Genomic DNA, 13,180 nt, shown 5'->3' with positions numbered 1-13,180 from the left:
GCTTATTTACTCAACAGCATTTCATTAAGGCGTTTAACGAAACTGCTAGGATCGCTCAAGGTACCGCCTTCTGCCAGCAGAGCCTGGTCGAACAGCAAATGTGACCAGTCACTGAATTTGGCTTCTTCGTATTTCAGTTTCTGCACCAGCGGGTGATCCGGGTTCACTTCCAGAATCGGTTTGGATTCTGGCGCAGCCTGGCCCGCTGCCTTCAACATGCGTGCAAGATTGCCTGACAAATCATGTTCGTCAGCGACCAGGCAGGCTGGTGAGTCGGTCAGGCGGAAAGTCACGCGCACGTCCTTGGCCTTGTCAGCCAACGCGGTTTTCATTTTCTCGACCAGATCCTTGAACTCGGTTTCTGTTTCTTCATGCTGTTTCTTCTCGGCTTCGTCTTCGAGTTGGCCCAGATCCAGCCCACCCTTGGCAACGGAAGCCAGTTCCTTGCCTTCGAATTCACTGAGGAAGGACAACATCCATTCGTCAACACGGTCAGTCAGCAACAGTACTTCCACACCCTTTTTACGGAAAATCTCCAGGTGCGGGCTATTCTTTGCTGTTGCATAACTCTCAGCCGTGACATAGTAAATCTTGTCCTGGCCTTCTTTGGCGCGGCTCAGATAATCTGCCAGTGAGACATTCTGCACATCGCTGTCATTATGGGTGGAAGCGAAGCGCAATAACTTGGCGATACGATCCTTGTTGGCATTGTCTTCACCTACGCCTTCTTTCAACACCTGACCAAATTCTTTCCAGAATATCGCGTACTTGTCTTTCTTCTCCTGTGCATCGTCACCCTCGGCGTCTGCCAGGTCTTCCAGCATACCCAATACACGTTTGGTTGAACCTTCGCGGATCGCCTTGATATCGCGGCTTTCCTGCAAAATCTCACGTGATACGTTCAGGGGCAGGTCATTGGAATCAATCACACCCTTGACGAAGCGCAGGTAGACCGGCATCAACTGCTCTGCATCATCCATGATGAAAACGCGTTTGACATACAGTTTGATGCCACCACGCTTGTTGCGGTCCCACATATCAAATGGCGCACGTGCCGGGATGTACAGCAATTGCGTATATTCGCTGCGACCTTCCACACGGTTATGCGTATGCGTCAGCGGGGCTGTGTAATCATGCGAGACATGCTTGTAGAACTCATCATATTGCTCAGGCGTGATCTCAGACTTGCTGCGTGCCCACAAGGCACTTGCCTGGTTGATGGTTTCCAGCTCATCTTTCAAGACCTGTTCTTTTTTTTCTTCATCCCATTCTTCCTTCTGCATCTTGATAGGCAGAGAGATATGGTCGGAGTAAGTGCGGATGACAGACTTGAGCTTCCAGGCTGACAGGAACTCATCTTCACCTTCACGCAGGTGCAAGGTGATGCTGGTGCCGCGACCTTCTTTCACTATATCTTCGACGCTGAAGTCGCCAGCACCTTCGGATTCCCAGCGTACAGCCTGGTCTGCTGGCAGACCGGCACGACGGGTTTCTACGGTGATGCGGTCAGCCACAATAAAACCAGAATAAAAACCAACACCAAACTGACCTATCATGGCCGCGTCTTTTTGTTGATCGCCCGACAGTTTGCCGAAGAACTCCTTGGTGCCGGATTTTGCGATTGTGCCCAGATGCTCAATCGTGTCGGCCTTGCTCATGCCTATGCCATTATCTGCGATAGTAATTGTGCGTGCCGCTTTGTCGAAACTGACCTGGATTTGCAGATCAGGGTCGTGTTCAAACAGGCTGGCGTCATTGATGCCTTCAAAACGCAATTTGTCGGATGCATCAGACGCATTCGAGATCAGCTCGCGCAAAAAGATTTCCTTGTTGGAGTACAAGGAATGGATCATTAACTGCAAGAGTTGTTTGACTTCGGCCTGAAAGCCCAGGGTTTGTTTTTCTGACATGGTTTCCCTCAAAGATTTCAATAATGGTGATCAGTTTGTATGTCGTTTTGTGAACTTTTAATAAAAACGAACAACATTGCTGTAGCAAGCACAGAAATGAGGCTGATTTTGTAGATTTCAAGGCAAATTATTGATTCTTCATCTATGAATGAGTAAATTATTTCTTTACAGAAATTTTCCTTTCTTACGACGTATTACAAAATAATAGTGTCATTTTGTTGAGATATGAACAATACTTATTTATGTCGGAAATAATTCAGACAATTTTCTGAATTAGCGCAAACCAATGCTGTTTTGTAATTTCCTGCATAAAATGGAGTGATAGAGATGTTGTTTAAAGCTCGGCATTTCTTGATTTTTTGCTTGTTTTGCAGCCAGCTATCCTGTGCGTGGGCAGTCAACCTGTATCTGACTGAAGTTGCCCCCTTTGCTTTCAGCAAGGATGGCAAGGGGAATTACGATGGAATCAATGTGCGTATCGTCAATGAACTGGTCAAACGTTCAGGTGTGCCGATTGAATTGATTATTGTGCCCAGTGCCCGGCATGTCACCATGTTTCCCTCAGATAAAGAGGCTTACAGTATTTCCCAGACTGATAATTTCACAGACAAGGACGGCAGTGTTTTATTTGAAGTTACCCAGTATCCGATAGTCGCTGTCGCCCAACGTGGTGCCGTGTTGAAAACCTATGAAGATTTGATTTCGCTGTCGTTAGACAAGGGCATAGGGGTCATGCGCAGATTAAGCTATGGTGGTTTTGGCCAGGATGAGCGTGTCAAAAAGGTGGAAATCAGCACGCTGGAAAACGGTTTGCGCATGTTGGAAATTGGACGTATTTCCGGTATCGTCGGCAGCCAGCCGGGGATTTTTGCTGCAGCAGAAAAAAATGCATTCAGTCATTTGCTTGGTCCCAGTATCATTATTGCTTATGGTGCTCACGTCATGCGGGTTCGCCCTGATTTTACCGCCAGCCAGACTTCAAAAGTATTGACGACTACTTTTCTTGCAATGAAGAGCGATGGCAGCATTTCCCGCATACTTGATGAATTTATGAAAGTGCCAAAACCTGGATTGACACAGGTGAAGTAGATTCATCATCTCTTATTCTCACAGTGATCATTCAGGTATCAGAGAGATGTGAAGGTCCTGATAGGGCACATCGTGCTTGAGCCTGTTTTTCTGCTCCTTCAATAGTCACTTGTTTTCGGGTTTTTGTCACAAGTCACTTCGGTTTTCACTCCCTCCCAGACATACTCATTCCAGTGATACAGCATCACCCGATGCAGTTAATTTTCACTGAATTCAGCCTGTACCGCAAAACACCGTCAATCACCTTTCCATTCAGAATGCGTTTCCATGTCTATGCTTGTCTTGAAAAGAAAATTTTCACCAGTTTTCCTCCTGTTTTTTACCTCGGCTGGCTTCCCTGATTCGCTTGCACTAGCGGCTGATGCTCCAGCTAAAGCGGCAGAACCCTTGCAGACGGTCGAAGTTGCAGGCCCCCGGGCTAATGCTCAGCGCCGTAATGAAACGGCAGCAAAAATTGTCATCACTAGCGATGAATTGCAGCGCTTTGGCGACAATGAATTATCGAGTGTATTAAGACGCCAGCCTGGTATTTCAGTGGTTGTTAATGAGTTGCGCCTGCGCGGTTTGGGCGCGGGTTATACACAGATACTGGTGAATGGTGACGCCGTTGCGCCAGGGTTTTCGATAGACTCGATATCGCCGGACCTGATAGAACGCGTGGAAATTTTGCGCACGACGACTGCAGAATTCAGTGCCCAGGCAATAGCCGGCACCATTAATATCATTCTGAAAAAAAATGTGAGCAGGGCAAAAAAAGAATTTAAATTTTCTCTTGCCCATGACCAGCATAACTGGAACCCGGCGCTGGGTCTGGAAGTAGCAGACAAGACTGACGGATTTTCCGATGCGCTCACCGCTAACCTGTCGCGTACAGGCTATGAGACGGATCCGCTGGTCAATGAACGCGTGTATGACGCCAATGGAAAATTGATCGCAGACCGCCTGCTGCACCAGCGTAATATCGCCGACTTCAAGCGCATCAGTGCAACACCTCGCCTGAACTGGAGCCTGGAAAATGGCGACACGATATCATGGCAAAGCTTTATTGATTACTACCATAACGATAACTGGGGCGGTGACCATGAAACGACACTATCAGGACAGAGTACGCAGTATCCCGCGAATAATTATCTGGCTCTATCCCATACCGTCATGCTGCGCAGTGATGTGAACTGGGCGCACAGGCTCAATGCCGATGCCAAACTGAATCTGAAGCTTGGCCTGCAATACAATAAACGCAATACCGACTATGTTTTCAACGGGTTTGGTTTGAATGTTGATTCACCGTTTGTGCGTCATGTGGTTTCGAATGCTATCGACAGCAGCTTTACCAGCAGCGGCAAATACTTAAGCCGGATATTTGATGAGCACAGCCTGGCCCTGGGTTGGGATGCTGCCTTGATACAGCGTAGCGAAGCACGCGTGCAATACGACAGGCAGCCCTACGCCAGTCTGATCGACGAACTTGATGAAGATTATCAGGCCCATGTGCGTCGCCTGGCGCTGTTTGCCCAGGATGAATGGGATATGACTTCGCGCTTGCAAGCCTATCTGGGGTTGCGCTGGGAAGGCCTGAATACTGAAACTGAAGGGCGGTTGATGACCGCAGTTCAGACGCGGTCCAGTGTGTGGAGTCCGGTCATGCAATTTTTATGGAAGTTGCCTGATAGTGAAAAAGATCAATTGCGCTTTGCGCTGTCACGCACGTACAAGGCACCCACAACACGTAACCTGGTACCGCGCCGTTACACGGCCAATAATGATAACGGACCGAATAATCCAGATTTTCAGGGTAACCCGCATCTGTTGCCAGAACTTGCCTGGAGTCTTGACGTCGCGTATGAAACTTATTTTTCGAAAGAAAGCATGGTCAGTCTTTCGGTGTATGCAAAACGTGTACAGGATGTGACAGTACAAAACCTGTACCAGCAAAACGGGGTATGGATTTCTTCTCCTTATAACGACGGCACAGCCAATGTAGTTGGCATTGAATTTGACAGTAAATTCGCACTGAGCAGTTTGTTCCCTCATGCGCCTGCTGTCGATGTACGCATGAATGCCGCCCGCAACTGGTCAAGACTGAATTCAGTACCGGGGCCAGACAATCGATTAACAGACCAGGTGCCATTGACGGCGAATCTCGGTGCTGACTACAAGATGACAGACAAGCAGACTGTTGGCTTCAATATGAATTTTCAGAATGGCGGGGTAGTACAGGTGACACCAGGCTTGCGCACTTACAGCGGTGTCAGCCGTAACGTCGATTTGTATGCGTTATGGAAGCTGGAACAGAAAGCGCAGATTCGCCTGACTATCAATAATCTGCTGCATCAGGATAATTTACAGGCTTCCTTGTTTAGTGATGCCACTGGCAAAACACGACGACTGGTCACTACACCGGGAAACACCACGATCCGTCTCGTGTTTGAAAAAAATCTGTAAATTTCTGCCTGTCCGTCAACTTGTTATTTTGCACCTACACCCTTGAATTTTTCGGGATCAAAATCGGCAATGTCGATTTTGCCAAAATGCCTGGGCGGCTTGTAGATTTTTTCTGTTCCTTTGTCCGGTTCCGACGCATGGAAAGACGATTCCGATACCATCACCAGTTGCCAGGTATCGTCTTTCTTTGAGTAGTTGAATTGGAAAGTGTTGGACCAGCGCCAGCCACTGCCGCCATAGTGAGAAACGGCAAAGCTTTTCTTTTCTGCCGTCAGATCGGCAAAAGGGTCGCCAAATACACCGCCGCAAGTCGAACAAAAAACAATTTTCTCGTTGGTCTTGACCAGTTTGAGCTTGCCATCTGCCTGTCGGATGGCAATGCTCAGCGGGCGCTGGGCTGTATCAATAGGTTCGTCACCCGCATGCCTGGGTTGCTTTTCTAGGATGTAGACATAATCGGGTTTGTCGTCACCGTTCAAGTCTGCTGCGACAAAGGCCAGCAACTTTGTGCCGGGCAGTATGAAGGGACGTAGATCAGCCGGTATATCTTTGCCTTCGATATAGTCAGTTGCCTGACAAAGTAAAGGCAGGCTCAGGCATATGCTGGCAAAAATGCGCGTGGTATTGGCATGCGGTCTGGTTTTTTCAGGCATTTCAAATCCCGGTTCAGATGTTGGTGTTAAAAAGGGTGGGTGACATATTATGTCTCCCACCCTGGTTCATATTACTGCTCTGGCAAGCATGCTTTGGCTTAGAGTGCCTTGATCTGCATGCCTTCAGCCTTGTCTTCGACTTCGTAACCCAGCGCATGCAGTTCACCGCGCAGGCGGTCAGCTTCTGCCCAGTTTTTTGACTTGCGTGCAGCCTGCCGTTGTTCTGCCAGGTTCTGTACTTCTGCCGGTATCGCCAGCACAGTGGGTTGCCACTGCGCCAGGCCCAGGCCAAAAACACGGTCAAATTCTGTCAGCGTTGCCTTCTTGTCGGCGTCGGTCAAATCTGCCTTCAGCATTTCCCAGACCAGTGCCAGCGCGCGCGGCACATTCAAATCTTCATTGACGAAGACAGTGAATTTTTCAATGTAATCAGCGCTGACGGCGCCGCCTTGTGGCCACGAGAAATAAGTTTCACGCAGGCGATGCAGGGCAGTCTGAGCTGACAGCAAGGCTTCAAAGCTGAACTGCATCTGGCTGCGGTAATGCGCAGTCAGGCACAGGTAGCGATAAGCCAGCGGGTCAATATGTTGATCCAGCAAGGTTTGCAGGCGCAAAAATTCACCACTGGATTTGGACATTTTGCCAGAGTCAATTTGCAGGAAATAGCCATGCATCCAGTAATTCGCCAGATGGGTGCCGTGGCATGCCTGGTTTTGCGCAATTTCATTGCTATGGTGGATGGCTATATGGTCTTCACCGCCGCAATGAATATCAAACCATGGCGTCAGGTATTTTGCCGACATGGCCGAGCATTCTATATGCCAGCCAGGGAAGCCGCGGCCCCACGGGCTATCCCATTCCATCTGCCGCTGTTCATCCGGTGGGCTGAATTTCCACAACGCGAAATCGGTCGCGTGTTTTTTTTCACCTAACTCAACACGGCTGCCAGCCTTGATGGCATTGCGCTTGATGCGTGCCAGATAACCGTAATCATCCTGCTTGCTGGTGTCAAAATAAATGCCATCGCTGGTACGATAGGTATAGCCATTTTTTTCTATGATGGCGATAAAATCGATTTGTTCGGCAATATGGTCCGTTGCCTTGCACCAGATTGCCGGTTCCAGCACGTGCAGGCTTTGCAAATCAGCCTTAAATGCAGCCGTGAAGCGGTCAGCAATCTGCCAGGCCGATTCACCAGCCTTGCGGCTGCCTTTTTCCATCTTGTCTTCACCATCGTCGCCGTCAGATACCAGATGGCCGACATCCGTAATATTGATGACATGACGCACGGTATAGCCATTCCATTCCAGTGTGCGGCGCAAGATGTCTTCGAACATATAGGTGCGCAGGTTGCCGATATGGGCATAGTCATACACGGTAGGGCCGCAGCAATACAGGCCCACCCATTCCTGATTCAGCGGGGTGAAAGGGCGCAGGCGGCGTTCCCAGTTATCGTAGAGAAGTATGTCCATCTTGGTCAAAAAATATGAAGTGAAAATTCGGTAAAAGCTAAATTGGCTGGCGCGTTATGGCAGGGCAATAGCCTGCCTGCGCTTAAATGTGCAGACTCAACAACAGCAACAGGTTGAGTTGAAAATATGGATATGGACGTGCGCAGACATGCCTGGTGCAGGCGTGTCGTCTATGCAATCTTTAACATATTGCTTGTTCACGTGGGGCATATAATCAAGTCTGAGGTGTCTGGGTGTTCAGGACAAGAATGTAGCATAGATATGCACAGATGGCCAAAACTGATCAAATTGACCAGACCGGTATAAGTGATGATGATTGCTTATGCAGCCAGTCAGCAGATGCAAAATAAACGGTGTAAGAATGCAAACGAATTATAAAGACGTCAGCGAAGAGAATTACCGTTCCCAATATATCAAACAGGACAGGGCGCAGGTGCGCAAGGTGGTGCGCATCATGTTGTGGGCTTTTATACCACTGATGCTGGTGGATGTGCTGTTTCATGATTTTGATCTGACACTGGCAGCACTGGTTATCATGCGCGTGCCCGTTTTTGTCTATTCCTTATGGCTGATCAGGCAATATGGCACGATAGAGAATGTGCCTTTGCTCGATAGTTACGCCCTGCGCTGGATCGTGCTGGTATTACTGACCCAGTTCATCAGCAATACCTGTTTGCCGACAGATTATTTCGGCCATTACATGGTCGATGCCTGGCTGGTGTTGATGGCCTTTATTTCCTTGCCACTGGCATTGCAAGCCTTGCGCATTCCCTTGTTTGTATTTGTTGCCGCTTCGTGTTTTCTGGTTTTATATAAGCAGTCATCGACTTTTTCTCAAGCCGCAAGCGTGGTGCTGATCTTGCCTGCCATCGCTATTACCGGCCATGCAATTGCTGCCTATGTGCACAGATACAGAAAAAAGTTATTGAGCGCAGAACAGGAGCTGGAAAGACAGGCCAATTGTGACCCGGTAACAGGCGTAGCCAACTGGCGTGAATTCATGCGCATATCGGATGCCGAGTTACAGCGTCATTTACGGCTGGGAAAGCAGTTGTCAATGCTGGTGCTGGATCTGGAAGATTTCAAGCACATCAATGATCTGCATGGCCCGCAGGTGGGCGACGTGATCCTGGTCGAAGTCAGCCGGCGTGTCAAACGCGTCATGCGCTCCTATGACTGCATTGCCCGCTTTAGCGGTGAAGAATTCTGTGTGTTATTGCCAGAAGCATCGGCCCAGGATGCGCGCAGAATTGCTGACCGCACACGCGCTACCGTGATTGCCATGCCGATTTCTGTATCAGGCCGCGAGATGAAGGTCAACGCAACAGTGCGTACCGCAACCTTGCGTGAAGGTGATACTGCCTCCAGCCTGTTGCAGCGCGCAGGTGAAAGCCAGCCCAGCGGCAAGCAGGAACGCGAACAAACTGGTAACCTTGAAGCTGTATCAGTTTAAAAACGGTTTCTTCCGGTTTGTGGTGAAGCCAAGTAATGCTTGGCTAAAGGAGCAGGGAAAAATGAATTTTTATGGTGTGACAGATTTATGGACATATGTCCTCGGTGCCCTTGGTATTGTTTTGCTGCCCGGGCCAAATTCCATCTATGTACTGGCAGTGGCAACAGCACGCGGCGTGCGTGAAGGCTATAAAGGCGCACTGGGGATTTTTGTCGGTGACAGTATTTTGCTGATGTTCACAGCCCTGGGTGCAGCAAGCTTGCTGCGTGCTTATCCGGCCCTGTTCATGGTGGTCAAATATGCCGGGGCGGCTTATCTGGGGTGGCTGGGTCTGACGCTGATCTGGGCTGCGGTACAGAAATTGCGCAACAAGACAACAACTGTGATCGACACCGAGTCTGCGGCGATCAATATGCAAAACCCGTTCAGGCGTGCTTTGGTCATCAGCCTGCTGAACCCCAAAGCGATCCTGTTTTTATTATCGTTCTTCGTACAATTCATAGACCCGAATTATGCGACGCCAGCCATCCCTTTCCTGATTTTGAGTTCGGTAGTGATGGTATTCAGTTCACTGTACCTGTCCATACTGATTTTTCTTGGTGCCCGTCTTGCAAAAGGCTTTAGCCAGCGTCGCCGTCTGTCTGCCAGCCTGTCGAGTGGCGTTGGCAGTCTGTTTGTCTGGTTTGGCGTCAAGCTGGCGAATGCCAGCCTGCATTGAGATTGATGAATAGCGTATTCATCATCCTATTTCGCGCTTGAGAAATTCCCATACGCCAGGGTCCGACATTGCCGCTATATTGATGCGCATCTTGGTGGAGGGAAGCTGGCTGGGAGAAAACAGGCTGCCCGGTGCCAGCAGATAACCTTGTTCCATCGCTTTTTCAGTCAGTTTATTGGTGTCGCAGCCGGTTTCTGTCCATAAAAACATCCCTGCCGGTGTGCGGTAATCAACCTTCATCCCATATTGTTCCAGCCGCTTGGTGATGTCGTCACGTACGCCATCAAGTTTGACGCGTATACGGTCTACGTGCTTGCGGTAATGGCCCTCTGATAAAATCTTGTAAACCACGCGCTCACCAATTTCTGTCGTCGTCAGGGTGGACAGCATTTTTCTGTCGGCAAGGCGAATAGCCAGTTCCGGCGATGTGGCGATAAAACCTACGCGCAAATTGGCTGCCAGCGATTTTGAAAAACCACCAAGGTAGATCACGCGGTTAAGTTGATCCAGTGCCGCAATCCGCGTGGCTGCCTGCACCGCCGGGCCAGGGTGCATATCACAATAGACATCATCTTCCACGATCATGAAATCATGTTCTTCCGCCGCCTTCAAAACCTGAAAGGCTTTCGCTGCCGACAGCGAAGTCGAAGTTGGATTGTGCAGGACAGAATTGATGATATACAGCTTGGGTTTATGCAAGGCCGCCAGTTCAGCCAGTTTGGCGACATCCGGTCCGTCATGCAGGCGTGGTATGCCGATGACCTTGGTGCCCAGTATGGCAAATGAGCCAAACATCAGAAACCACGCTGGGTCGTCAACAAAGATGGTGTCACCAGGCTGGGTAAATTCTCGCGCCACCAGATCCAGCGCCTGCGTAACGCCGCTGGTCATGACGATTTGCTCGGGTGCAGCAGCAATTTCCAGCTCTGCCAGCTTCAGTTGTAATTGCTGACGCAGTGGCAGGAAGCCTTGCTGGGTACCGTAGTGCAGCAACAGGTTTTGATTGAGGCGGCTGATGGCGCGCAGGCCATTGGCGACCAGTTCGCCATCCAGCCAGTCATGCGGTAACACACCGGAGCCTGGCATTTTTTGCGGTGGCAGTTGGCGAAACATATTGCGTACCAGCCACACCACATCAAGTTGCTGGGTAACAGGGGCAATTTGTGCTGTAACTGGCACATTATTGAGCATGGAGGCACGCTCGCGCACAAAGAAACCCGCACCACGACGTGATTCCAGGTAACCCTTGGCAACCAGCCTGTCATAGGCTTCCACCACGGTAAAGCGTGACACCGTTTGTTCATCAGCAAATTGCCGTATCGATGGCATGCGTGCACCGGTACGCAGGAGCTTGTCATCAATACGATTGGCGACAGCATTGACGATTTGCTCAACAAGTGAACCGCCAGAGTCACGTGAAATAAAAAAAGTGGGTGTCAGCATGGTGTCTCCGTCAAATCTGTAATGGATAAATGTCCATTACAGTATGAATATTATCGGTTTTATTGTATTGGTACTGTATTGGTTTTTGCGTTTAGGATAGCACAAACACTTCAGCATATTCAGCAGAAACAGACAAGAACTTAGAGGAGATGTAATGGACAGGATACGACGCCAGGATACACACCCCGCCGGCCATCACAGGGGCGCAGCACCTGTGGCCAGATCAATCGCTAATTCACAGGCTGCTTGATATGACTATCGATACCGTCATGGCATTTGCCCTGTTTGCGCTGGTTTCTTCAATTACCCCAGGACCAAATAATTTGATGTTGCTGGCTTCTGGCGTGAACTTTGGTTTTCGTGCGACTTTGCCTCATATGCTGGGCATCAGTATTGGTTTCATGGTGCTGGTTCTGGCGGTGGGCTTCGGGCTGGCAGGCTTGTTTGCGGTTTTCCCCTGGTTATATGTTGTATTGAAATGGGCTGGCGTAGCTTATTTGCTGTATCTGGCCTGGAATATCGCTCATTCCGGCCCGATAGATAGCGGTAGCAAAGAAGATGCGCATAAAACTGGCCCCATGAATTTCTGGAGTGCCGCAGCCTTTCAGTGGATTAATCCCAAAGCCTGGGTCATGGCACTCGGCGCATTCAGTACCTATGTGCCTGCCACCAGCGGCTTTCAGGTAGTGATACTGGCCGCAGGTCTGTTTGCAGTCATTAATTTGCCAAGCGTCGGGATGTGGGCATTGTTTGGTGCCAAGGTCAGGCATTTGCTTAAAATCGAGCGCAATCTCAGGATATTTAACTATGGCATGGCCCTGTTGCTGGTGTCGTCGCTGTATCCCATGCTGACAGTTGCGTGATAGCTATTGCGTGGCGCAAATGTTTTGATTCAGTTGCTATGTACTGACAACTTGTAATGAAAAGTAAAAACGGAAAGCAGGCTTCAATGACAAAAGACAGCGAGGGTATGTTTCTGGGGATGGTGGGTGTTGCCATCTTTAGTCTGACCTTGCCATTTACCCGCATGGCCGTAGCTGAACTTAACCCCGTGTTTGTCGCTTTTGGGCGCGCGGTGGTTGCCGCTGCCTGCACTGCCATTTTATTGTGGGCCACCCGCGCGAGCTGGCCTGATCGAGCCCAGATCAGGTCTTTGTTATTGACAGCTGGTGGTGTCGTGATTGGTTTCCCGGTTTTTTCTTCCGTCGCCATGGCTTATGTTCCGGCTTCACATGGTGCCATTGTCCTGGGTATTTTACCTTTGGCGACAGCTATATTTGGTGCAATGCGCTCACATGAACGGCCATCGACAGGCTTCTGGTTGATGGCAATGCTGGGTAGTGCTCTGGTGATCTTGTTTGCCCTGATGCAGGGCGGTGGTTCATTTCAATGGGCTGATCTGGCGCTATTGATGGCCGTGATTGCTGGTGCCATGGGGTATGCCGAAGGTGGCCAACTGGCGCAAAGCATGGGAGGGCAGCAAGTAATTTCCTGGGCCCTGGTCCTTTCCATGCCCTTACTGTTGCCGGTGACGGTCTGGCTTGGCTGGCATTACGGCGTGCAGGCCTCACCTCGAGCCTGGCTTGGTTTTGCCTATGTTTCCGTGTTTTCCATGTTTATCGGTTTTTTCTTCTGGTACAAGGCATTGGCGCTCGGCGGCATTGCCAGGGTTGGCCAGGTACAATTACTGCAACCCTTTTTAAGCTTGCTTGGCGCAGCCCTGATCATGGGAGAAGCCTTGAATGGCACGGAAATCTTTTTTGCACTGGCAGTGATTGCGGTAGTGGGTCTGGGGCGGCGCATGAACATTCAACGTTAATTTCGCATCCTGGCACAGCATAACCAAATTTAATCTGTCGCTCACCCCTGTATAGGGGGTGTTAATCGGGAAGGCGCGGGCTTACAATAGAGGACTTACATAAGAGGCTGCATAGTGAACGTGGCAACCTCATAATAATAAAAAATTAATTTAATCTGGCGCATCAGTGAGGGCTGGTTCG

10 protein-coding genes are annotated in these 13,180 nt (G+C 49.7%); 6 read left to right on the top strand and 4 right to left on the bottom strand.

All coding sequences use genetic code 11. The annotated features are described in order from the left end of the window. Positions 1-2 precede the first annotated feature (2 nt). On the bottom strand, positions 3-1,910 hold the full coding sequence (htpG, locus tag ACO0LH_RS15365; protein WP_422941991.1) for a molecular chaperone HtpG: 1,908 nt from the start codon (positions 1,908-1,910) through the stop codon (positions 3-5). A gap of 327 nt (positions 1,911-2,237) precedes the next feature. Here htpG and ACO0LH_RS15360 point away from each other — a divergent pair, with 327 nt between their 5' ends. Further along, positions 2,238-2,999 (top strand): transporter substrate-binding domain-containing protein, encoded by a 762-nt coding sequence (locus tag ACO0LH_RS15360; protein ID WP_422941990.1) that lies wholly within the window; start codon positions 2,238-2,240, stop codon positions 2,997-2,999. Between the two features lie 267 nt (positions 3,000-3,266). Continuing rightward, positions 3,267-5,441, top strand: a complete 2,175-nt coding sequence (locus ACO0LH_RS15355; protein WP_422941989.1) for a TonB-dependent receptor plug domain-containing protein — start codon at positions 3,267-3,269, stop codon at positions 5,439-5,441. A 23-nt stretch (positions 5,442-5,464) separates the two neighbouring features. Here the strand turns inward: ACO0LH_RS15355 and ACO0LH_RS15350 are convergent, their stop codons facing one another. Then, complete coding sequence (locus ACO0LH_RS15350; RefSeq protein WP_422941988.1) at positions 5,465-6,094, bottom strand: hypothetical protein; 630 nt, start codon at positions 6,092-6,094, stop codon at positions 5,465-5,467. A gap of 98 nt (positions 6,095-6,192) precedes the next feature. Further along, on the bottom strand, positions 6,193-7,566 hold the full coding sequence (gene cysS, locus ACO0LH_RS15345; protein ID WP_422941987.1) for a cysteine--tRNA ligase: 1,374 nt from the start codon (positions 7,564-7,566) through the stop codon (positions 6,193-6,195). A 361-nt stretch (positions 7,567-7,927) separates the two neighbouring features. Here cysS and ACO0LH_RS15340 point away from each other — a divergent pair, with 361 nt between their 5' ends. Both ACO0LH_RS15340 and leuE read left to right on the top strand, forming a co-directional pair. Next, positions 7,928-9,019, top strand: coding sequence for a GGDEF domain-containing protein (locus ACO0LH_RS15340; protein WP_422941986.1), 1,092 nt, complete (start codon positions 7,928-7,930; stop codon positions 9,017-9,019). 61 nt (positions 9,020-9,080) lie between these two features. Next, positions 9,081-9,737 carry a leucine efflux protein LeuE gene (gene leuE, locus ACO0LH_RS15335; protein ID WP_422941985.1) on the top strand — a complete coding sequence of 219 codons (657 nt, stop codon included), beginning with the start codon at positions 9,081-9,083 and terminating at the stop codon, positions 9,735-9,737. A 21-nt stretch (positions 9,738-9,758) separates the two neighbouring features. On the opposite strand, the gene ACO0LH_RS15330 is transcribed toward leuE, so the two are convergent. Further along, positions 9,759-11,180, bottom strand: a complete 1,422-nt coding sequence (locus ACO0LH_RS15330; protein WP_422941984.1) for a PLP-dependent aminotransferase family protein — start codon at positions 11,178-11,180, stop codon at positions 9,759-9,761. A 251-nt stretch (positions 11,181-11,431) separates the two neighbouring features. Between ACO0LH_RS15330 and ACO0LH_RS15325 the strand changes: the two genes are divergently transcribed. Next, the gene (locus ACO0LH_RS15325; protein WP_422941983.1) at positions 11,432-12,043 is read left to right on the top strand and encodes a LysE family translocator; all 612 of its coding nucleotides are present in this window, start codon (positions 11,432-11,434) and stop codon (positions 12,041-12,043) included. A gap of 86 nt (positions 12,044-12,129) precedes the next feature. Continuing rightward, entirely contained in the window at positions 12,130-12,999 is an 870-nt protein-coding gene (locus tag ACO0LH_RS15320) for a DMT family transporter (protein WP_422941982.1), read from the top strand. Positions 13,000-13,180 lie beyond the last annotated feature (181 nt).

This window comes from Undibacterium sp. TJN19 (genome assembly GCF_049339485.1).
In the GTDB taxonomy this organism is placed as follows: Bacteria; Pseudomonadota; Gammaproteobacteria; order Burkholderiales; family Burkholderiaceae_D; genus Undibacterium.
Note: the sequence above shows the minus strand (reverse complement) of the source record. Positions and strands in the feature narration are given on the sequence as shown.